The sequence below is a fragment of the Pantoea sp. Fr+CA_20 genome, assembly GCF_024520835.1.
GTDB lineage: Bacteria > Pseudomonadota > Gammaproteobacteria > Enterobacterales > Enterobacteriaceae > Pantoea > Pantoea allii.
Window position 1 is genome coordinate 35899 of sequence record NZ_JALNPN010000015.1, and the last position, 19376, is coordinate 55274.

General features: G+C 50.2%; 22 protein-coding genes. 8 read left to right on the forward strand and 14 right to left on the reverse strand.

What is annotated here, in order from left to right; all coding sequences use genetic code 11:
- Positions 1-145: 145 nt before the first annotated feature.
- The 3 genes from NR177_RS16750 to NR177_RS16760 form a co-directional block, all read right to left on the reverse strand.
- Positions 146-592: a DUF943 family protein gene (locus NR177_RS16750; RefSeq protein ID WP_256853275.1), complete on the reverse strand. Its 447-nt coding sequence runs from the start codon at positions 590-592 to the stop codon at positions 146-148.
- Positions 579-1388, reverse strand: a complete 810-nt coding sequence (locus NR177_RS16755; RefSeq protein ID WP_256853276.1) for a DUF3289 family protein — start codon at positions 1386-1388, stop codon at positions 579-581. The genes NR177_RS16750 and NR177_RS16755 overlap by 14 nt, the downstream gene beginning before the upstream one ends.
- A gap of 447 nt (positions 1389-1835) precedes the next feature.
- Entirely contained in the window at positions 1836-2699 is an 864-nt protein-coding gene (locus NR177_RS16760) for a YicC/YloC family endoribonuclease (RefSeq protein WP_063877724.1), read from the reverse strand.
- Positions 2700-2856: 157 nt separating this feature from the next.
- Between NR177_RS16760 and NR177_RS16765 the strand changes: the two genes are divergently transcribed.
- Positions 2857-3309: a DUF3574 domain-containing protein gene (locus NR177_RS16765; RefSeq protein ID WP_096011121.1), complete on the forward strand. Its 453-nt coding sequence runs from the start codon at positions 2857-2859 to the stop codon at positions 3307-3309.
- 35 nt (positions 3310-3344) lie between these two features.
- Here the strand turns inward: NR177_RS16765 and NR177_RS16770 are convergent, their stop codons facing one another.
- Positions 3345-4529 carry a NupC/NupG family nucleoside CNT transporter gene (locus tag NR177_RS16770; RefSeq protein ID WP_256853277.1) on the reverse strand — a complete coding sequence of 395 codons (1185 nt, stop codon included), beginning with the start codon at positions 4527-4529 and terminating at the stop codon, positions 3345-3347.
- 154 nt (positions 4530-4683) lie between these two features.
- Here NR177_RS16770 and rph point away from each other — a divergent pair, with 154 nt between their 5' ends.
- Together rph and pyrE are read left to right on the forward strand one after the other, a co-directional pair.
- Positions 4684-5400 (forward strand): ribonuclease PH, encoded by a 717-nt coding sequence (gene rph, locus NR177_RS16775; protein ID WP_013027743.1) that lies wholly within the window; start codon positions 4684-4686, stop codon positions 5398-5400.
- Positions 5401-5447: 47 nt separating this feature from the next.
- On the forward strand, positions 5448-6089 hold the full coding sequence (pyrE, locus tag NR177_RS16780) for an orotate phosphoribosyltransferase (protein WP_063877722.1): 642 nt from the start codon (positions 5448-5450) through the stop codon (positions 6087-6089).
- A gap of 29 nt (positions 6090-6118) precedes the next feature.
- Here pyrE and slmA read toward each other — a convergent pair whose 3' ends face one another.
- The 3 genes from slmA to coaBC all read right to left on the reverse strand — a co-directional run bounded on the left by slmA (position 6119) and on the right by coaBC (position 8498).
- The gene (slmA, locus tag NR177_RS16785; RefSeq protein ID WP_063877721.1) at positions 6119-6715 is read right to left on the reverse strand and encodes a nucleoid occlusion factor SlmA; all 597 of its coding nucleotides are present in this window, start codon (positions 6713-6715) and stop codon (positions 6119-6121) included.
- A gap of 120 nt (positions 6716-6835) precedes the next feature.
- A complete protein-coding gene (dut, locus tag NR177_RS16790; RefSeq protein ID WP_256853278.1) occupies positions 6836-7294 on the reverse strand; it encodes a dUTP diphosphatase in 459 nt (152 codons plus the stop codon).
- Positions 7272-8498 carry a bifunctional phosphopantothenoylcysteine decarboxylase/phosphopantothenate--cysteine ligase CoaBC gene (gene coaBC, locus NR177_RS16795; protein ID WP_063877719.1) on the reverse strand — a complete coding sequence of 409 codons (1227 nt, stop codon included), beginning with the start codon at positions 8496-8498 and terminating at the stop codon, positions 7272-7274. Before coaBC ends, dut begins: the two co-directional genes overlap by 23 nt.
- A gap of 150 nt (positions 8499-8648) precedes the next feature.
- Between coaBC and radC the strand changes: the two genes are divergently transcribed.
- The 4 genes from radC to mutM all read left to right on the forward strand — a co-directional run bounded on the left by radC (position 8649) and on the right by mutM (position 10877).
- Entirely contained in the window at positions 8649-9335 is a 687-nt protein-coding gene (radC, locus tag NR177_RS16800; protein WP_082875154.1) for a DNA repair protein RadC, read from the forward strand.
- 238 nt (positions 9336-9573) lie between these two features.
- Entirely contained in the window at positions 9574-9810 is a 237-nt protein-coding gene (gene rpmB / locus NR177_RS16805) for a 50S ribosomal protein L28 (protein WP_006121249.1), read from the forward strand.
- A 20-nt stretch (positions 9811-9830) separates the two neighbouring features.
- The gene (gene rpmG / locus NR177_RS16810) at positions 9831-9998 is read left to right on the forward strand and encodes a 50S ribosomal protein L33 (RefSeq protein ID WP_001051798.1); all 168 of its coding nucleotides are present in this window, start codon (positions 9831-9833) and stop codon (positions 9996-9998) included.
- Between the two features lie 69 nt (positions 9999-10067).
- Positions 10068-10877, forward strand: coding sequence for a bifunctional DNA-formamidopyrimidine glycosylase/DNA-(apurinic or apyrimidinic site) lyase (mutM, locus tag NR177_RS16815; protein WP_096011118.1), 810 nt, complete (start codon positions 10068-10070; stop codon positions 10875-10877).
- Here the strand turns inward: mutM and coaD are convergent.
- The 6 genes from coaD to NR177_RS16845 all read right to left on the reverse strand — a co-directional run bounded on the left by coaD (position 10874) and on the right by NR177_RS16845 (position 16762).
- A complete protein-coding gene (gene coaD, locus NR177_RS16820) occupies positions 10874-11353 on the reverse strand; it encodes a pantetheine-phosphate adenylyltransferase (RefSeq protein WP_063877716.1) in 480 nt (159 codons plus the stop codon). The genes mutM and coaD overlap by 4 nt on opposite strands.
- Positions 11350-12129 carry a glycosyltransferase family 2 protein gene (locus NR177_RS16825; protein ID WP_109718207.1) on the reverse strand — a complete coding sequence of 260 codons (780 nt, stop codon included), beginning with the start codon at positions 12127-12129 and terminating at the stop codon, positions 11350-11352. The genes coaD and NR177_RS16825 overlap by 4 nt, the downstream gene beginning before the upstream one ends.
- Positions 12129-13403 carry a lipid IV(A) 3-deoxy-D-manno-octulosonic acid transferase gene (waaA, locus tag NR177_RS16830; RefSeq protein WP_063877714.1) on the reverse strand — a complete coding sequence of 425 codons (1275 nt, stop codon included), beginning with the start codon at positions 13401-13403 and terminating at the stop codon, positions 12129-12131. The genes NR177_RS16825 and waaA overlap by 1 nt, the downstream gene beginning before the upstream one ends.
- A 90-nt stretch (positions 13404-13493) precedes the next feature.
- The gene (locus NR177_RS16835) at positions 13494-14630 is read right to left on the reverse strand and encodes a glycosyltransferase family 4 protein (RefSeq protein ID WP_145395137.1); all 1137 of its coding nucleotides are present in this window, start codon (positions 14628-14630) and stop codon (positions 13494-13496) included.
- Positions 14623-15699: a putative lipopolysaccharide heptosyltransferase III gene (gene rfaQ / locus NR177_RS16840; protein WP_109718205.1), complete on the reverse strand. Its 1077-nt coding sequence runs from the start codon at positions 15697-15699 to the stop codon at positions 14623-14625. Before rfaQ ends, NR177_RS16835 begins: the two co-directional genes overlap by 8 nt.
- A 73-nt stretch (positions 15700-15772) precedes the next feature.
- Entirely contained in the window at positions 15773-16762 is a 990-nt protein-coding gene (locus tag NR177_RS16845; RefSeq protein ID WP_096011114.1) for a glycosyltransferase, read from the reverse strand.
- Positions 16763-16938: 176 nt separating this feature from the next.
- Between NR177_RS16845 and NR177_RS16850 the strand changes: the two genes are divergently transcribed.
- A complete protein-coding gene (locus NR177_RS16850) occupies positions 16939-17976 on the forward strand; it encodes a glycosyltransferase family 9 protein (RefSeq protein ID WP_256853279.1) in 1038 nt (345 codons plus the stop codon).
- Between the two features lie 152 nt (positions 17977-18128).
- Here the strand turns inward: NR177_RS16850 and NR177_RS16855 are convergent, their stop codons facing one another.
- Positions 18129-19214 carry a glycosyltransferase gene (locus NR177_RS16855; protein WP_256853290.1) on the reverse strand — a complete coding sequence of 362 codons (1086 nt, stop codon included), beginning with the start codon at positions 19212-19214 and terminating at the stop codon, positions 18129-18131.
- Between the last annotated feature and the right edge of the window lie 162 nt (positions 19215-19376).

A 19376-nucleotide genomic window follows, 5' to 3' on the forward strand; every position in this document is an offset into this window, starting at 1 on the left:
TTTGTAATTATATAGATTTATTTTTTCAAATTTAAAGATTTAAACATCACTGTTGGATGAATAATCCCTCGTTGGGTTATGTTTGAAAATATTTTAGAATCCCATTATTTCATCTCAATCTATAGCTAGATATAGGAAATGATGCTCATTCTAATTCGACTTTTTTATCATCTGTCTGGATATATGTTTTACCATCAATATTTATAAATTGTTTTCCATTAAGGTTGCCTCTAATAATTATTGCTATGTTTTTATACACACATTTTTCATGCTTTTCATCAGTATCATCAAAGCAGGTATAGTCATCGATAGACCCGTCCATTGTCCCTTTAGGTAATTCTTCATAACCATTAAAATTCATGATAGTAACCGTGAAGTTATACTGTTTATTGATAATATGATATTTTTTCTGTAATAATTCTTTGTTATTCATCCACCATTCTAATTTTCCCTCTGTTGTCATTGGTAAATGTTCTACAAAAACAACACCATTATCCACTCTGACTATTTTTATTGGTCTTAAAACAATCCATGTGCAATATGTAATGATTAAAAAAAATACAATCACTACAATCCTTTTATATTTTAACATTTGTTTCTCCTGTCAATGTTATAGAAGCTTCAAAGTTAGTGAAAAAAGGTTTTTGTGCTAAATGCTTTGCCCGCTGAAGTACAAACCATATCCTGAAAAAGGCAATCGAATTAAATTTAGGTTTTAGTATGTCTTCTCTGTCTAACCCAAAATGGTCCTGTGCTCTGTATTTGATAACCGCAGTATATTTATTTCCTTCAATTACGAGACTTTCAATGGAAATCTCTGTACTGTTTACGTCATGAACGGTAATACCCATTCCATTAACCCAATCTTTCCATCTTGTGTATTTTGGCAAATAACTGTTATATAAATCATTGATGAAATTTTCTTTTGTCAGTTTCGATTTGCTAAAATCAAACTGTTCGATAGCTCTTTTAATTATGTATCTGCTGCTGTTCGGTGAATCGTCAGCCAAAATTAGATTTCTGTACGCATTGTTCATCGCGGGATTTTGATAATCTCTTCCATTATTTCGTTGCATGTGATTGAAAAGATCTTTGATTAAATCCCGGTATGGCCCTTGGAAAGAAAATACATATGATTGAGATCTTAATTCATCATATAACATTGCAATGGCTTTTTCTTTGCTTACTGGCGGTATTGAATTCAGATAGGGATGTTTATAGGAAGGACCGAAAGTTGTCCAGTCAATGAAAGTTGATACTTGCCCAAGATGGTAATGTTTTTTTAGTGTATCAACATCAATATCACCGCTTTGCATATCATCGGCATTTCTGTCATTGAATTTTTTTTTGGTTGTAAAGATTATCAGTTTACTGTCGATTGCATTCATTCGAAATAAATCCCTTACACTCAAATGTACAACTACTATACAACTATATTTTTGTAGTGCAATTAAGATTTTTCTTAACGTTTTTTCAAAAAATCAGACAGGTTGTTCCTTCTAATGCGGGTTATATTACTACGCCTGTAAAGTAAACAATTGCTAGCGAACAAAGTTGATTAAACCTAACGCTCATTAATAAATCTTATTTTCGCTGCAACTCTTTGTAAGGCTTCTTTTCTTTCATCAAAATACACCTATCCTGATGAAAAATCGTTGTGGTGAGGATATGGTTATAAACTGCCGGATGAGACTAGTAAACCAAAAACGCTCCCCGTTTTACTCCCCACTTGGTAGTGGTTTCTAATGAATCTAAGTGGTCTTCAATAGACTGTAGTTTGAATAAAAAAGCCCATGTAACGTGGGCTTGTAGAGGTTTTTGGCGAGTAGCGGAGATTACTCGATATTCTGAATCTGCTCACGCATCTGTTCAATCAACACTTTTAACTCAATCGCTGAGTTGGTGATCTCTGCATTGATTGATTTAGAGGCCAGCGTATTCGACTCGCGGTTGAATTCCTGCATCATAAAGTCGAGGCGACGTCCTACGGCTTCTTTTTTCTTCAGAATGTTGTACGTCTCTTTGACATGCGCATCCAGACGATCCAGCTCTTCTGCGACATCCACACGCTGCGCCATCATGACCAGTTCCTGCTCCAGACGGTTGTTTTCCAACTGTACTTCGGCGTCTTCCAGTTTGGCGATCAGACGTTCACGCTGCCACTTGATCACGTCGGGCAGTTGAGCACGCACTTTACTTACCTCATGCGTCACCGCTTCCAGCCGCTGCTCAATCATCGCTTTTAATGCACTACCTTCGCTTTCGCGTGCGTCGATGAAATCATCCAGCGCGCCATCCAGCGCCTGGATCAGCTGTGTGTTGATCGTATCCAGATCCTGCTCTTGCGCAGACATCACGCCCGGCCAGCGCAAAATATCCAGCGGATTGATCGAGCCTTCGTCGCTCTGCATTTTTACCCAGTTAGCGGCCTGCACCAGCTGTTTAGCCAACGACTCGTTCAGCATCAGCTCGCCTTGCGCGCCCGGGTCAGCATCAAAGCGCAGATTACATTCGATTTTACCGCGCGTCAGACGCTGACGAATGCGTTCCCGAATCATCGGCTCCAGCCCGCGGAACTGCTCCGGCAGACGGATGTAGGTTTCAAGATAACGTTGATTAACGGAACGCAGCTCCCAGGCGGCGCTGCCCCAGTCGCCTTTGACTTCACGGCGGGCATAGGCGGTCATACTGCGGATCATAAGCGTTACTCATTTTCAGAAAGATTAGCGTCAGTATAACGAGGCAAGGCTAACCATAACAGGTGTAAGCGTGAACAGGATGAGATAACAAATTATTTCCGCTTTTAGCAACAGGCACTTATGCTGTTTACTGGTTTACTCATCGAGGATCCCTTTTATGTCTCGTGTATTGTGCTTTCCTGTACTGCTGACCTTGCTGTTGGCTGGCTGCCACTCGCCGCCTCCGCCTCCGCCGTCTGCACTGCAACTTGCGCCCTCTACCCGGCCCGTTCCCATTTGCGCTGGCGGTGAAGTGATGATGCAAACCACATTGTGGTTTGGTCTCAGCAAGCCAAAAGGTGGCAGCGTGAGTTCACAGGACTGGATGCGTTTTATCGATAAAGAAGTGACCCCGCGCTTTAAATCTGGATTGTCGGTTTATGATGCCCAGGGGCAATGGCTGAGTGAAAACGGTCAACTGGCGCGTGAGAAAAGTAAAGCGTTGGTGCTCATTTATAATTTTGACAGCGATAGCAACAGCCGTGTTGAAGCACTGCGCGAGCAGTATAAAAAAGAGTTTGGTCAGGAATCGGTCATGCGCGTCGATTCGCCTTCCTGCGTGAGTTTCTGATGCCATTAACGGCGGCATTGGCCGCCGTGAAAGAATCAGATAAACAGTCCGGCGAACGCCGCCGAAAGCAGGCTTACCAGGGTTGAACCATAAACCAGTTTCCAGCCAAATCGGGAAACGATGTTCCCCTGCCGTTCGTTTAGCCCCTTAATCGCGCCTGCCACAATGCCAATTGACGCAAAGTTAGCAAAAGACACCAGGCACACCGACAGGATGCCTAATCCTCGTGGCGTCATGCCTGCCGCGACTTTCTTCAGCTCGATCATGGCGACGAATTCATTGGCGACCAGTTTGGTTGCCATAATGCTGCCAGCCTGGAGGGCGTCGGCGGCAGGAATACCAATTAGCCAGGCAAAGGGATAAAAAACATAGCCTAGAAGCTGCTGGAAACTGTATCCAAACACGGCGGCGAACAGGGCGTTGATGGCCGCGATCAAGGCAATAAAACCAATCAGCATCGCCAGGATGATCATGGCCACTTTAAAGCCTGCCAGGATGTACTCACCCAACATTTCGAAGAAACTCTGTTCTTCATGCAACTTGTCCAGTGCGACAGGCTGCTCATCACTTTCCTTGCCGGGATTAATAATCGACAGGATGATAAAGGTGCTGAACATATTGAGCAGTAACGCAGCCACAACATATCGAGCCTCAATCATCGACATGTAAGCACCGACAATGGACAGCGAAACGGTGGACATGGCGGTTGCGGCCATCGTGTAAAGGCGCTTAGGTGGGATATCGGCCAGAATACCTTTATAAGCAATAAAGTTTTCAGACTGGCCCAGTACCAGCGTACTGACTGCGTTAAAGGACTCCAGCTTTCCCATGCCGTTGATTTTGGACAGGACCGTTCCCACGAGCCGGATCAGCAATGGCAGAATGCGCCAGTGCTGCAAAATACCAATCAGGGCGGAAATAAAAACGATCGGGCAGAGTACGCCAAGAAAGATAAAGGCCAGGCCTTGTTGACTCATGCCGCCAAAAACAAACTCTGTGCCTTGCGCAGCAAAACCAAGCAGCGTTTCAAAAAAGCGGCCCACCGCACCCACGAGCGCCAGTCCACCGGCAGAATGAAGAAAGAACCAGCCCAGTGCGGCTTCAACGACAATAAGTTGAATAATATAGCGTGGGCGAATGTGTTTACGGTCATGACTGACCAGTAACGCAAGGGCGAAAATCACCACCAGCGCCAGCAGGAAATGAAAAATAGCGGCCATAGTTTTATCAGTTAGCAAATATGCGGCAAAAGGTAAGGCATTTAGCCATACTCCAACATGAATTTCATCATGAGCCTGACGGGCCAGGGCAAGAGACAGCAGGCCAGGAAGTCCGTATAATACGCAGCCAACCATTTGCAAGCCGGAGATAACCATGCGTCCAGCAGGCCGTAGCGCACATCAGGTGCGTCCCGTCACATTGACCCGCAATTACACCAAACACGCAGAGGGTTCCGTTCTGGTGGAGTTCGGTGAAACCAAAGTGCTCTGCACTGCAACGGTGGATGAAGGTGTTCCGCGTTTCCTCAAAGGGCAGGGCCAGGGCTGGGTCACCGCCGAATATGGCATGTTGCCGCGTTCAACGCACAGCCGTATGGCGCGTGAAGCCGCAAAAGGGAAACAAGGCGGGCGCACACTTGAGATTCAACGACTTATTGCCCGGTCATTGCGTGCCGCTGTCGATCTCAAGGTGCTGGGTGAATACACCATCACGCTTGATTGCGACGTGATTCAGGCCGATGGCGGTACCCGGACAGCCTCGATTACCGGCGCATGTGTGGCACTGGCCGACGCGCTAAACAAGCTGGTGGCCAGCGGTAAGCTGAAAGCGAACCCGATGAAAGGGATGGTCGCGGCCGTATCCGTGGGCATCGTTAACGGTGAAGCCCTGTGCGACCTTGAATATGTCGAAGACTCCGCCGCTGAAACCGATATGAACGTGGTAATGATGGAAGATGGGCGCATGATCGAAGTGCAGGGCACTGCCGAAGGCGAACCTTTCAGTCATGAAGAGTTACTGGCACTGCTGGCGTTAGCGCGCGGCGGTATCGAAGAATTAATTCAGGCGCAAAAAGCAGCGCTGGAAAAGTAAAGTAACAGGCGACCACAGAGTCGCCTTTTTTATCTGAGGAGTAAGACATGAAAGCCTGGCAACGGCAGTTTATTGAATTCGCACTGAATAAGCAGGTGCTTAAATTTGGTGAGTTTACGTTAAAGTCGGGTCGTAAAAGTCCCTATTTCTTTAATGCCGGTCTGTTTAACAGTGGGCGGGATTTAGCGTTGCTGGGGCGTTTCTATGCGCAGGCATTAGTCGACAGCGGTGTTGATTTCGATTTGCTGTTTGGACCGGCCTATAAAGGGATTCCTATCGCGACCACAACGGCTGTTGCCTTAGCCGATCATCATGACCGGGATGTGCCTTACTGCTTTAACCGGAAAGAGGCCAAAGATCACGGTGAGGGCGGTCTGCTGGTGGGAAGCCCGCTGCAGGGTAAAATTATGCTGGTCGACGACGTCATCACGGCAGGAACCGCGATTCGTGAATCCATGGATATCATTAATGCACATGATGCGAGTCTGGCTGGGGTGCTGATTTCACTGGATCGCCAGGAGCGTGGCCGTGGTGAACTTTCCGCCATTCAGGAAGTGGAACGTGACTACGGCTGCAAGGTGACCGCCATTATTACGCTCAACGACCTGATTGACTACCTGGCTGAAAAAACGCACATGGCTGACCACTTAGCCCAGGTGCGTGCGTATCAAAAAGCGTACGGCGTCTGATCGCCGGCGGGCCAGAGCCCGCCAGCGTATTACACCAGTTGTGCCGCGATCAGCGGCCAGCGGGTGTCGAACTCGGCAGTAGGACTAAAGCGGAACTCGGAACGAACGTAACGCGATAATAATCCTTCGCACAGCGCCAGTAACTGACTGGCTAATAGTGCTTCATCAGTGTGAAAGCCTTCACCTTCTCGCATTTTTCGTTCACGCATCACCTGACGTAGCTGGACTTCAATCCGCTCAAACAGCTGATTAATACGCCCCTGAAGGCGGTCCTGTTCAAACATCAGCGCATGACCCGTTAAAATACGCGTCAACCCCGGATTACGCTCACCAAACCCCAGAATCAGCTGCACGATAAGACGCAGGCGCGCCATCGTTTCTTTTTCATCTTTAAGGATGAGATTGATGCGGGTAATCAGACTGTCTTCAATAAATTCGATCAGGCTGTCGAACATGCGTGTTTTGCTGGGAAAATGACGATAAAGCGCCGCTTCCGAAACACCGACGTTAGCCGCGAGTTTTGCGGTAGTAATACGTTGGCTGCCATCGCTGGATTCGAGCATCTGTGCCAGCGCCTGCAAAATCTCTTCGCGACGATTCCGCTTTACGACTTTTTTTTCTGCCATGCCCTTAAAAACCCCTGAATTTCACCATAAACAGGCAACACCTACGCATCAGCCACAAGAGAAAAACTTATGGCGATGAGAAATAAAATGATTGGCGTAAGTGAAAATCGGTAGTGCTGGTTACTGACGGCCTGAGTGACCGAAGCCACCTTCGCCGCGCAAGCTGGCGTCAAACGTTTCCACCAGATTGAATTCGGCCTGGACGACAGGTACAAAAACCAGCTGGGCCATGCGGTCGCCCGGCTGTAGCGTAAAGCTTTCCTGCCCACGATTCCATACCGATACCATCAGTTGTCCCTGATAATCGGCATCAATAAGGCCGACCAGGTTACCCAGTACGATGCCATGTTTATGACCCAGGCCTGAGCGCGGGAGAATAACAGCAGCAAGGCTCGGATCGGCAATGTGAATAGCCAGTCCGGTAGGGACCAGTGTTGTGGTGCCCGGTTCGATTTCCATCGCATCATCAATACAGGCACGCAGATCTAACCCAGCGGAACCCGGTGTCGCATAAGTCGGCAATGGGAAATCCTTGCCGACGCGCGCATCGAGAATTTTAACGTCTATTTTTTTCATCATAACGGCTGACAATCTCGTCTATTAAAAGTTGACCAAGGAGTGACTTATCGCTGAGCGGTAAGGTCTTTTCTCCTTCCTGCCAAAAAAGGTGAAGAGCATTGGTGTCGCTATTGAACCCTTGTCCTGCTTTTGACACGTCGTTAGCACAGATCAGGTCCAGCTTTTTACGCGCGCGTTTTTTCCGGGCGTATTCTTCCACATTCTGGGTTTCAGCCGCAAATCCAACCACAAACGGTCGGCCCTGCGGTAACGCGGCAACGCCCGCGACAATATCGGGATTTTTGATGAGTTGCAGGGTGACATTATCATCATTATCGTCATCCTGTTTCTTGATTTTCTCATCCGCAATGTTGGCTGCCCGGTAGTCTGCCACGGCAGCGCTTGCAATGAAAATATGTTGTTTGTTTATCTCGCCCATCACTGCAGCCTGCATGTCCAGTGCCGATGTCACATCAACCCGCTTAACTCCGGTGGGCGTAGGTAAGGTCACCGGGCCACAAACCAGCGTGACATTTGCACCACGGCTGGCAGCGGCTGTCGCGATGGCAAAGCCCATTTTTCCGGAACTGTGATTGCTGATATAACGCACAGGGTCGATGGCTTCACGGGTAGGACCGGCGGTAATCATAATGTTGAGATGTTGCAGATCGTTGACGGGGCTTGCCCACTGCACCGCGTAGTCCACGATAGCCAGCGGGTCGAGCATACGACCCGGCCCGACATCGCCGCACGCCTGGCTGCCGCTGTCAGGCCCCCAGATCAACACGCCACGCGACTGAAGTGTCGCGAGGTTTGCTTGCGTGACGGCTGCGCGGTACATCTGCTGATTCATTGCGGGCACAATCGCGACAGGTGACGCGGTAGCCAGCACGGCGGTCGTCACTAAATCATTCGCCATACCGGCCGTCATTCGCGCAATTACATCTGCTGATGCCGGTGCCAGTAGAATCAGATCGGCCCATTTGGCCAACTCAATATGACCCATTGCTGCCTCGGCTGCTGGGTCGAGCAGATCGTCCATTACCGGATAGCCCGATACCGCCTGGAGGCTGAGCGGCGTAATAAACGCTTTTGCTGCATGGGTCATCATCACGCGCACATCGGCACCGCGATCGCGAAGACGGCGCACCAGCTCGGGTGTTTTATAGGCCGCAATACCACCACTTACGCCTAACAGCACTTTTTTACCGGCTAATCCCATCATGCAGCTAACCTCATTTTCAATTGCCGTTTCGGGACGGCGGAATGGTCGAATTTTATCACAAAACCTCTCAGGCACCTTTTCAATGACTGCGTTTGCGAGATGTGCCGAAGAATCACGTTTGCTCACTGGTGGCGTTTTCACTGACAGGGGATGATACAGGGGGCGACAGGGAGAGCAGCAATGAATCATTTTCTACCACGGGAAAAACTTAAGCTACTGGGCGCAGATGCATTAAGTGATGCAGAACTGTTAGCCATCTTTTTGCGCACCGGTTCAAGAGGCGTACCGGTGATGAAGCTGGCACAGCAGATGTTGCAAGAGTTGGGCTCGCTATACAACATCGTGAACGCCAGTGCCGAGGATTTTAAAGGCATTAAAGGGGCGGGCGAAATTAAGTTAATCCAGCTCCGGGCCGTTGCTGAGCTGGCTAAACGCTTTTTTGCCAGCCAACTGGCCCGTGAAAATACGCTCGATAGCCCCATTGCAACACGCCAGTATCTGCAAATGCTGTTGGCGGAACAGGAACGTGAGATTTTTATCGTGATGTTTTTAGATAATCAACATCGGGTGATAACCGCCCGGCAAATGTTCTCTGGCTCCATTAATAGTGTGGAGGTTCATCCACGAGAGATTGTGCGCGAGGCGCTTAAAATTAACGCTGCAGCGTTGATCATCGCGCATAACCATCCGTCGGGAAAAGCCGAGCCCAGTAAGGCTGACCGCGACATTACGGTGAAAATCTGCGAAGCTTGTCGCCTGGTAAACATTCGCGTGCTCGATCATCTGGTGATTGGACATGGTGAATCTGTCTCATTTACCGAACGGGGATGGCTCTGAGCCTGAAAATCTGGTCCAGATGACGGCTTTTTACACGATCATTCGGGATCTTTATCTGTTCGGGACTTGAGCACTTGGGCCGAGCGGCGTATACTACGCCACCTTTGAGAATCTCGGGTTTGGCGGTTAGGCCAGCTTAGCGGGTTCCATGGAACTCGCCTGGCGGGCTGTAAGCCTGACGAGGCGGCCAAAACCTAATTTTTAAAGCTCGAGCTGATTTGATTTTTGGAGAATAGACATGTCACGAGTCTGCCAGGTAACTGGAAAGCGTCCGGTGACCGGTAACAACCGTTCCCACGCAATGAACGCGACGAAACGCCGTTTCCTTCCGAACCTGCACTCACACCGTTTTTGGGTTGAGAGCGAGAAGCGCTTCGTTACTCTGCGTGTATCTGTAAAAGGTATGCGTATTATTGATAAAAAGGGCATTGATACGGTGTTAGCCGACATGCGTGCCCGTGGTGAGAAGTACTAATAGTACTAAGGAACTGAATCATGGCTAAAGGTATTCGTGAGAAGATCAAGCTGGTTTCCTCTGCTGGTACAGGTCACTTCTATACCACCACGAAGAACAAACGTACTAAACCAGAGAAACTTGAACTGAAAAAGTTCGATCCGGTTGTACGTCAGCATGTGATCTACAAAGAAGCCAAAATTAAGTAATTTTGGTTTTCTGCAAAAAACCCGGCTCAGGCCGGGTTTTTTGTTTGTGTAATGCGCAGGGGAGAGGTTATGCCTGAGTTGCCAGAGGTAGAAACCAGCCGACGCGGCATTGAGCCACATCTGGTTGGTCAAACAATTCTTCACGCGGTTGTGCGTAACGCGCGATTGCGTTGGCCGGTCTCACAAGAAATTTTGGCGCTAAGCGATCAGCCTGTGCTGAGTGTTCAACGTCGCGCCAAATACCTTTTGCTGGAGTTGCCGCACGGCTGGATCATTATCCATCTGGGTATGTCTGGCAGTTTGCGCGTGCTTTCAGAAGAGTTGCCTGCCGCCAAACACGATCATGTCGACCTGGTGATGAGCAACGGTAAAGTGCTGCGCTATACCGATCCCCGGCGTTTTGGGGCCTGGCTGTGGAGCAGTGACCTGGCCGGCAGTAGCGTACTGGCACACCTCGGCCCAGAGCCGCTGAGTGAACTGTTCAATGGCGACTATCTGTTCGAAAAATCCCGTGGTAAGCGAACGGTGATTAAGCAGTGGCTGATGGACAATAAAGTTGTGGTTGGCGTGGGTAACATTTATGCCAGTGAGTCGCTGTTTACCGCCGGGATCGTTCCTGATCGCCCCGCAATGAGTCTGTCCCATGAAGACGCCGCGCTTTTGGCTAATACCATCAAAGCGGTGTTGCTACGCTCAATCGAGCAGGGTGGGACGACATTACGCGACTTTTTGCAAAGTGATGGTAAGCCCGGCTATTTTGCACAAGAGCTACAGGTTTATGGTCGTGCGGGTGAGCCGTGCCGGGCATGTGGCACGCCCATTGTCAGCGGTAAGCATGGGCAACGCAGTACTTACTGGTGCCCAAACTGTCAGCGCTAAGGTAGCTTAGCCAGTAACGCCTGGTGAACAGGCGCGGGGAGGAAGGCCGAAACATCGCCGCCATGCCGCGCCACTTCTTTTACCAGCGTAGAAGAGATAAAAGAAAAGTCTTCTGACGGCATCAAAAACACGCTTTCCAGCGTCGGCAACAAATGCCGGTTCATACGCGCCAGCTGCATCTCATACTCGAAATCCGATATCGCACGTAATCCGCGTACTAAGACATTTGCCTGCTGCGCGCGGGCAAAATTGGCCATCAGATCGCTAAAACCCACCACCTCAACATTCGATAAATGGGCGGTTGCCTGACGCGCCAACGCAACCCTTTCATCCAGCGTAAACAAGGGTTTTTTGCCTGGGCTGGCCGCAATCGCCACGACAAGCCAGTCAAACATCTGTGCAGCACGCGTCACAATATCAATATGGCCTAATGTGATGGGATCGAAGGTGCCTGGATAGATAGCTTTAGTGGTCATGTGCGCCCTTTCGCCGAAGCATTATTCAGCGCCCATAGCGCCGCATATTTGTTGAACGTGTACTGGGCATTAACGACCGCCAGCAGCCAACCCTGTTTGCCATCAAGGAACCCGGCACGCAGCAGTAGCGTTTTAATGAAGGCACCCAGCGTATGCGTGAAGACAGAAAACAGACTGCACGCTTTTCCGCGCAGGAATCTTTCCTGTGCCCAGGCTTCCGCGTAGGCCAGCTGTTTGCGTTGAAATGCCATCAGGTCGCGGCAGGTCAGGTGCTGCAAATCCCCGTCAAGGACCTTGACTGGCGCGCCTTCGGTGTTCAGCGACTCATGCACCAGATTGTCGTTATAGCGTAACGTATGCGGATACAGTCGCATTACCCGGTCAGGGTACCAGCCGCTATGGCGCATGAAACGCCCTAAAAAAAGATTACTTCGGCTGAGGCTGTAAACGGTGCGGCCCGGCGGCGCGTCCAGTACCTGCTCAATCGCCCGACGTAACGCTGGCGTTACACGCTCGTCGGCATCGATCATCAAAATCATGTCGCAACGGGCAAAACTCTGCGCCCGCTGACGCTGCTTGCCATAGCCCTGCCATTCCGTCGCCTGATAAACCTGAGCACCTGCTTCACGGGCCAGCGCTATGGTGTTATCCGTACTGCCGGAATCCAGCACGATGATTTCATCGGCCCAATGTACGGATGCAAGACAGTCAGGCAGCAGCTCTGCTTCATTTTTGGCAATCATCACCACTGACAGGCGTTGGCGCGTTGAAGTCATCAATGAGCTCGTGGCGGTAAATGGGGTTCAAGTAACTGTAGCAGACGCTGTATGGCTCCCTGATTTTGGTGGAGCACTTCTACGGCATGGCGTCCGTAGTAGCGACGATAATCATCGTCCTGCAGCAGATTCGTCACTTCTTTTTCCAGTGACGCAGCATCGGTGACGGTGATCAGTCCCTGTGCCTGCTGCAACTTGCTGCAAATATCTTTGAAGTTCCAGGTGTGCGGGCCCATCAGCACCGGAATAGCATGGGCTGCAGGTTCAAGCGGATTATGACCGCCGCGCTCAACCAGACTGCCGCCCACAAATGCCAGATCGGCAATGCCATACAGCAGCATCAGTTCCCCCATCGAGTCGCCAATGACGACCTGCGTTGAACTGGATGGGATTTCACCGCTGCTGCGCAAGGTAAAACTGAACTGGCGTTTTTGCGTCAGCTCGCGGGCATCGTTGAAACGCTCCGGATGACGTGGCACCAGAATAAGCAGCAGATCCGGAAAGGTTTGTAATAAACGGCGGTGCGTATCCAGCAGAATCGCCTCTTCGCCTTCATGAGTGCTGGTGGCAATCCAAACCGGGCGGCGGGGCGCCCATTGACGCCGCAGCGTTATCGCTCTTGCGGCCAGCTCTGGCGTAACAGAAATATCAAACTTCAGGCTACCGGTAATCGACAGGTGAGAACGTTTCAGGCCGAGCTGAAGAAAACGCTCCCCGTCCTCGGCGTTCTGAGCGGCAATCAGCGTGATGCTCTGTAACAGGTTACGCATAAACTTGCCCAGCTTGCGATAGCCTTTTGCAGAACGTTCCGACAGCCGGGCATTGGCGATCACCAGCGGAATATGGCGCTCATGCAGAATGCGGATGATGTTTGGCCACAACTCCGTTTCCATAATGATCACCAGGCGCGGATTAACCGTATCAAGAAAGCGATTGATGGAGCCTGGCAGGTCGTAGGGCAAATAGACGTGATGCACATCTTTGCCAAATGCAGACTGCGCGCGTTCAGAGCCGGTTGGCGTCATGGTTGTTACGGTAATAGGCAGCGTAGGATAACGATGACGTAGTGCGCGCACCAGAGGCACCGCCGCCAGGGTTTCACCCACGGAGACGGAATGCAAAACTATGCCTTCAGGTTTTACTTTTCCGGCGCAATAGCCATAACGCTCTGCCCAGCGTTTACGGTAGGCAGGGGCTTTACGACCACGCAGCCACAGGCGCAGCCAAATCAGTGGCTGAATAAAATAGAGCAATGCGGTGTAAATGGTCGTCATAGTTACCGTTATGACACGTTGGCGTCAAAAAAACAGATTAAAGTCAGATTACTGCATCTTATCAGAAACAGCATAATCACTCATCCCACATCATGAGTGGCTATTCAGCACCTGCTGATAAAGCGTATTCAGTGAATTCGCCAGGTTCTGTGGACTGTAGGGTTCGATCCTGCGCCGCGCCGCTTCTCCCATCCTCATATCGACGGTCAGCATAGAAAGGGCGTTAATAGCCTGGTTAAGGCCTGTGATGTCTAGCGCATCGCGCACAAAGCCTTCCTGGCCTTCGCGAATAAATTCCGCGCCGCCACAGCCCGTACTGGTAATCACGGGCAAACCACATGCCATCGCTTCCAGCACAACATTGGGAAAAGGATCGTAGAGCGTTGGCAGTAGCAAACCATCAGCAGCATGGTAAAAGGGCTGCACATCCTGCTGTACGCCGACAAAACGTAACCGTTCAAGACAGTTGAGCTGGTTGGCTAACTGCTGATAACGTTTCACCTGTTTATCCTGACCGACCACAATCAGATAGCGATTACTTTTGGCCAGCGCTTCAATGGCGGCTTTCAGGCCTTTACGTTCAAATCCAGAACCCACATAAATCAGTACGGTTGCGTTAGTGGGCAGGTTCAGCTGTGTACGCACAGCATGACGAGAGGCCTCAGTGGCCGGCTGAAAGCGCGTTGAATCGATAGCGTTGTAAATGACATGTATTTTCTCTGCCTGCAGCGTAAAGCAGCGCAGGATGTCTTTTTTCACCATCTCAGAATTACATATCACCGCTTTCAGCGAGGGGGAATGAAACATATCCGTTTCCGCCTGCAGGACGTAGCGATGATAAGGACTTATTGCGGCACTCAAGCGCTGCAGCGGAGAAACAATGCGTGCCCGTTGCTCAAGCCAGACACGATGTACACCGTCACCAGCCCGAAATATGTCACAGCCCGCTATACGCTCATGGCTCTGGACAATATCAAACTTCTCCCGTTCCCAGCAGGCCCGTGCAGCATGGGCAAAACCCCGTTCACGCGAAACCCGTCCCAGTTTAGCAGGATTGCAGATATGCAGATGCCAGTCCGGATTGGGTTTTCCTTGCCAGCTTCGGGTGATGATATTGAGATCTAACTGTTCGCTACCCAGGGCTTCCAGTGCGCGTGAAATAAAACGCTCGGCCCCGCCATCGGGGCGGTATTTTTGCCGGACAATCGCCAGACGTAACTTACTCATTTAAATAGCTCCTTGCGGCGGTCACCACGTCCTCAACCGGAATAACGGATAAATAACGTTGCTCGGTGCGCGTATCAATGGAGTCTGGCGGAGGAAGGGGAGCATAATCGCCAGCCCAGATGACCCGATTGTTGTCACCCCATGGACGCCAGTGTTGCAGCTTAGTGGGACCAAACAGCGCAATGCACGGTGTGTCCAGCGCGGCGGCCATATGCATGGGGGCCGAGTCCACGCCAATAAAAAGCCTGGCGCGAGCGATAAGCGCGGCCAACTGAGGCAGCGTCAGCTGGCCTGCCAGGGAGATAACATGCGGAGAATGGCACTGCGCAAGAATCCGCTCAACCATCGCCAGCTCGCTATCATCCGGTCCTGCTGTCAGGATGACTTTTCGGTCGGCTTGAGCCAGTTGGTCGATAGTGGCTGCAACCTTATCTTCTTCCCAACATTTAAACTGCCAGCGCGACGTAGGTTGCAGTACGATAAAAGGGCTATTTATCTGTTGCTGGAGCAGCATATCCTGCACTTTCCGATCGTCGTTCGGGCTGAAATGCATAGAGGCTTTGGCGCCCTCGGTTGAAATCTGCAGCGGTGACAGGGCTGACAGGTTCTGCTCCACCGTGTGCAACCGATCGTGATTTTCTGTGGTGACCAAATGATTGTGGCACCAGCTCCAGAAGGCGTTATCGCGTTTCTTAAACGCAAAGCCAATGCGCACCGGCGCGCCAGACAGCCGGGTAATAATCGCACTGCGCCACTGATCGGCAAGGTTAATCACCACATCGTAATGACGGGATCGCACTGCTGAGAGCAGGGCCATTTCATGGCGCAACTTCTGCCAGCCGCCTTCCTTTTTCCAGTTGCGATCGATGATATGCAGGTGATGTATGGAAGGATGCGCTTCCAGCATGGGGCGTGTTTCTTTATAAAGCAGGACATCAAGGGTGGCCTGCGGATAATGCTGATGCAAAGCATTGATGACAGGCGTAGTCAGCAGCATGTCGCCGTGATGACGCAGTTTGATTAACAGAATTTTTTTCGGTGCAAACTGGGCTGGAATCGGGCTTGTCATACTCAAATGCTCTCAGAATTCAGTGAGCTGATTGTAGGGCAAACCCTGAAGGGGTTAAAGCAAGTGACGTCGCTTATTTCCTGCGCCAGTAATAAATACGGCTCAGCCAGAGTAGCAGCTGATACCACTGTTTTACACCACGCGCATTACGCAGCATACGTTTGTGTGTCTGGGTAGCGAAGAGATCCGCAATCATCGCCTGACGGGCTGATTCCTCAGGTTCGCGTCGGATACTGTGGCATACGCTGAGTGCTTCGTAAGTGATCTGATAGTGGAATGCCGGGTAGATTTTGACTTTATGGCGATAGCGCGCATTGATCGCTTCCAGCATTTGGGCAATTTTCAGGTAGTGACGTTGATATTCAACATTGCGCAGGCCGGTACGCTTACGGTTACTGATTGAAGCATCGTGCAGATAGTAGCGATACAGCTGTTTATCGGTATAGCGTACGCGCTCTACATTCAGCATGAACTCTGTGGTCCACGGAATATCCTGATGGTGCAGGCCGGGTTCAAAATTTAGCTTCAGTTTTTCAATCAGTTCGCGTCGGTAAATACCGAGCCAGACAACATGTTTATAGCGATGAGTCTTCAGCGCCTTGTTGAGCCATTCTGGTCCGCTCAACACGGCTGTGCTGGTGAGCCTGTCCGGGGGAATAAGTGGCTGAACGTTCCCATCCGCCTGGAAAAACCACTCGGCGTTACATTGTGCCGCATCCAGATTGTCTGACTCTGCCATATCTACCAGCGTCTGGTACATCTCGGGCTTCATGGTGTCGTCAGCGTCTGGAAAGGTCACATACTTGCCGCGAGCGACCGCCAGCCCGGCATTGCGCGCACGTGAGACGCCACCGTTGGGCTGGTGGATGACCTGAATGTGGGGGTAGCACTGTGCATAGCCGTCAGCCTTCTCACCCGAGCCGTCAGTGGAGCCATCATCGACGAGGATGATTTCCAGAGATGTCAGCGTCTGAGCCAGCAAAGACTGGATAAATGTCTCAAACATGGCACCAGCGTTAAACATTGGTGTGATTATTGATAATAAAGGCAAATTCTGTGACACGGCATCATGAGTTCAAATGAAAATGGAGCAAGTTTTTAACAAAATTATTACTCAAGCACTCAGAACTTTTTTTACATTACGGGTCAAATACTCTGTGTAGCAGAAATTTATTTTTTCGCCACTCTCAATGCCGGGTGCTTTACAGCCAGGACAGGTATCCCTAAACCGAGTATTGTATGAAAAATATCCTCGTCATCAGGCGCGACAACATTGGTGATATGGTTTGTACCACGCCGTTGCTCGAAGGCATCAAAACGGCCTTTCCCGAAGCTAAACTGACGCTGTTGGTAAATAAAGTGGCGCAGGATGTGATACTGCATAACCCCCATGTTGATGCGCTTCATGTCTATAAGAAAGCCAAGCACCGTGGCAAGAATGAGACCGCAATTGGCGTTTACTGGCACCGTTTAAAAATTTTTTGGGCTTTACGTAAAACGAAGTTTGATGCGGCGGTACTGGCGAACCCGGTCCCCTGCAAATACAGCTTACGTCTGGCGCGTATGGCGGGAGCCACCCATATTATTGGGGCGGGCGAAGCCAGTAACGGGCTGACAAGAATCTTTGGCAGAGACGATTTTTCTGGCAACCACCAGGTCGAACACACTTACTCGTATCTCTCAGCGCTGACCGATCATTTGCCTGCAGTTCCGCCGGTAAGAGTTTATTTAACTCATAAAGAGCGAGAGCAGGCAAAAAAACGTGTCAATTCCATGTTTTCCGTATCCGGCCAAACTTACGGTATACACATCAGCAGCCGTAGCCCGAAGCGACGTTGGGATCTGGAAAGCTATGCGGCTTTTATCCATTATCTGTTAGAGGATGAGCAAGCGAGTGTGCTGATCTTTTGGTCTCCGCAGGGTGCACTGGGGCCGGATGACAGGGGGGATGATGCCCGTGCAGAGAGCCTCCTTGAGTTAATCAATTCCTCTCGTGTCGCCGCCTACTCGACAACGTCGGTGCGTGATTTAATGGCGGGCTTTAGTTGCTGTGACCAAATTCTGTGTAGCGATGGTGGCCAAATGCATATCGCTGCAGGTTTACATAAAAAGCAGGTGGTGTTTTTTGGCGATACTGATGCCCCCGGATGGCACCCATGGTCAGGTGAATATAAAATCCTGCAGACGCCTTCCGGGGAATGTAATGACGTGACGCTGGAAAGCGTTATTGATGCGTGGCAACAGCTCAAAGGCAGTCCTGAAGCCGTTGTCGCGTAGCGATCTTATCATTTACTGAACGTCTGAGACTAAAGGCGTCTTTTGTTGCGCAAACAACGGCCAAACCTGCCGTTCCCTTAATCTGTTCGGTGATTTAAGGAACGGCTGGTTAACAGGATGTGTGCTCAACGGCAGAAATGTGGGCGTTCAAATCAGGTGTCAGCCAGATGCAAATATTGCTGGCAAATAACCGACAGGCTGTAGATGTTCAAATCAAGTTGATGCAAATCAGGGGGATTATCGTGGATTTCACGCATTTTTTCCGCTAAAGAGGCTGCATTCATCTCAGACAGTCCGCGTCCCAGGTCACCGGTTAAAATACTTGCTGGTCCGCCAGGACAACGCGTACTCACCACCGGTGTTCCACAACTCATCGCTTCAATCAAAACGTTGCCAAACCCTTCACTGTCTGAGCTCAGAATCAACATCCTGGCATGACGAATCCAGGGATAGGGATTACGCTGGAAACCTTCAAAGCGCACGCGATCTGAAATGCCCAGTTGTTCAGTCAGTCGATGTAACTTCTCTTTCGTTGCAGGGCTGCCTTGCCCCAGTAAGACCAGAGGAGCCTGGATGCCACTTTGTGCGTAAGCTTCCAGCAGGCGATCATGCCGTTTTGTTTCATGAAAACGACCAACATGTACCAGAAAATCTGTGCCTGCGAGCGGACAAGGTTCCTGAGAAAGCTGGCGGATTTCATCAAAATCAAAAGGGTTAAAAATCACGTTGGTTCGCGAGGGTTTCACGCCGACACAACGGATCAAATCATCCAGTACATATTGAGAAACCGCGACCACCTGACGATTACGGTAGACGTGACGGATTTTCTGGCGCTTAAGCCAAAACGCAAAACCTGATTTGCGCGCCAGATAAGAGGCCGAAAAAACGCCATGGATGCAGTACCAGGTTTTTAACGGATCGAGCGCACGCGAGGAAGATACAATGCGGTCAGTTTTATGCAGATGGGACAGTACCAAATCAAATTTGCCATACCGGGTCTCACTGGCACGGACGGCCTTATCCAGGAGTCTGGCGCGACGCGATGTTTCAGTGAGCTTACGCCATGGGCTACGGCTAGCGTCGTTAATTATCTGGTAATCGAGTTCTGCAGGTAGGGGGTAATCGCAGACGTTACGCAAAGAAAAAAGTGCTACCTGGTGCCCGTCATTTATCAGGCCCTGTGCCAGCGTCAGCACGACCTTTTCAGCACCGCCGCCTGGCAGCCCGTCAATTATCATCAAAATACGCTTGGACAAATTTTCACCTCAAAGACTCGCCTGCGCTGTGCGTGGTCTTAATTATGTGACTCACAGGCATTAAACAAGTCGTAACAGAGTAAAATAGTGAGTGCAGTTTCAAATAATTTTTCAAATATAAAAAACATTACAACGCTCTGTTAT

What these genes read in the sequence shown, in the direction of transcription:
- rpmB (WP_006121249.1), top strand. Translation starts at nt 9,574, where the DNA reads ATGTCACGAGTCTGCCAGGTAACTGGAAAGCGTCCGGTGACCGGTAAC.
- radC (WP_082875154.1), top strand. Translation starts at nt 8,649, where the DNA reads ATGATACAGGGGGCGACAGGGAGAGCAGCAATGAATCATTTTCTACCA.
- NR177_RS16770 (WP_256853277.1), bottom strand. Translation starts at nt 4,529, where the DNA reads ATGGCCGCTATTTTTCATTTCCTGCTGGCGCTGGTGGTGATTTTCGCC.
- NR177_RS16855 (WP_256853290.1), bottom strand. Translation starts at nt 19,214, where the DNA reads ATGATAATTGACGGGCTGCCAGGCGGCGGTGCTGAAAAGGTCGTGCTG.
- NR177_RS16835 (WP_145395137.1), bottom strand. Translation starts at nt 14,630, where the DNA reads ATGAGTAAGTTACGTCTGGCGATTGTCCGGCAAAAATACCGCCCCGAT.
- rfaQ (WP_109718205.1), bottom strand. Translation starts at nt 15,699, where the DNA reads ATGACAAGCCCGATTCCAGCCCAGTTTGCACCGAAAAAAATTCTGTTA.
- pyrE (WP_063877722.1), top strand. Translation starts at nt 5,448, where the DNA reads ATGAAAGCCTGGCAACGGCAGTTTATTGAATTCGCACTGAATAAGCAG.
- dut (WP_256853278.1), bottom strand. Translation starts at nt 7,294, where the DNA reads ATGATGAAAAAAATAGACGTTAAAATTCTCGATGCGCGCGTCGGCAAG.
- rpmG (WP_001051798.1), top strand. Translation starts at nt 9,831, where the DNA reads ATGGCTAAAGGTATTCGTGAGAAGATCAAGCTGGTTTCCTCTGCTGGT.
- NR177_RS16850 (WP_256853279.1), top strand. Translation starts at nt 16,939, where the DNA reads ATGAAAAATATCCTCGTCATCAGGCGCGACAACATTGGTGATATGGTT.
- NR177_RS16755 (WP_256853276.1), bottom strand. Translation starts at nt 1,388, where the DNA reads ATGAATGCAATCGACAGTAAACTGATAATCTTTACAACCAAAAAAAAA.
- NR177_RS16765 (WP_096011121.1), top strand. Translation starts at nt 2,857, where the DNA reads ATGTCTCGTGTATTGTGCTTTCCTGTACTGCTGACCTTGCTGTTGGCT.
- rph (WP_013027743.1), top strand. Translation starts at nt 4,684, where the DNA reads ATGCGTCCAGCAGGCCGTAGCGCACATCAGGTGCGTCCCGTCACATTG.
- coaBC (WP_063877719.1), bottom strand. Translation starts at nt 8,498, where the DNA reads ATGATGGGATTAGCCGGTAAAAAAGTGCTGTTAGGCGTAAGTGGTGGT.
- NR177_RS16750 (WP_256853275.1), bottom strand. Translation starts at nt 592, where the DNA reads ATGTTAAAATATAAAAGGATTGTAGTGATTGTATTTTTTTTAATCATT.
- NR177_RS16760 (WP_063877724.1), bottom strand. Translation starts at nt 2,699, where the DNA reads ATGATCCGCAGTATGACCGCCTATGCCCGCCGTGAAGTCAAAGGCGAC.
- mutM (WP_096011118.1), top strand. Translation starts at nt 10,068, where the DNA reads ATGCCTGAGTTGCCAGAGGTAGAAACCAGCCGACGCGGCATTGAGCCA.
- coaD (WP_063877716.1), bottom strand. Translation starts at nt 11,353, where the DNA reads ATGACCACTAAAGCTATCTATCCAGGCACCTTCGATCCCATCACATTA.
- NR177_RS16825 (WP_109718207.1), bottom strand. Translation starts at nt 12,129, where the DNA reads ATGACTTCAACGCGCCAACGCCTGTCAGTGGTGATGATTGCCAAAAAT.
- slmA (WP_063877721.1), bottom strand. Translation starts at nt 6,715, where the DNA reads ATGGCAGAAAAAAAAGTCGTAAAGCGGAATCGTCGCGAAGAGATTTTG.
- waaA (WP_063877714.1), bottom strand. Translation starts at nt 13,403, where the DNA reads ATGACGACCATTTACACCGCATTGCTCTATTTTATTCAGCCACTGATT.